Consider the following 431-nt stretch of genomic DNA (forward strand, 5'->3'; position numbering starts at 1 on the left):
GTCATCGCGACCGTCGACATGGCCCGGCGGGCCATGCGCCTGATCGGGTCTGACCGCCAGCGGGTCTACTGCGTCTACGGGCCGGAAGTCCAGGCGGTTTACGACAGCCGGGACTTTGTCCTGATCAACTTCAAACGGGCCCTGGACGACGGCGACATCAAGCCCTTCTTCCAGCCGGTCATCCGCAGCCTGACCGGGCAGATCCACAGTTTTGAGGCCCTGGCCCGGTGGAATGACCCCGACCGGGGAACGATTCCGCCCAGCCAGTTCATCAGCATTTTGGAAGAGACCCGGCAGATCCACCTGCTAGATTTGGAAATTTTCCGCCAGGTCTGTCAGCTGCAGCAGAGCTGCCAGCGGATGGGCCTGCCAATTCCAGTGATTTCCGTCAATATCTCACCGGTTGACTTCAACTCCTGCGACATTGTCGC

General features: G+C 60.6%; 1 protein-coding gene. It reads left to right on the forward strand.

Going from position 1 to position 431, the window contains the following annotated elements; all coding sequences use genetic code 11:
- Positions 1-431 (forward strand): EAL domain-containing protein (locus tag lacNas_RS10865; protein ID WP_201346858.1); only part of this gene is annotated, 431 nt, incomplete at both ends.

This window comes from Lactobacillus nasalidis (assembly GCF_016587775.1).
GTDB lineage: Bacteria > Bacillota > Bacilli > Lactobacillales > Lactobacillaceae > Lactobacillus > Lactobacillus nasalidis.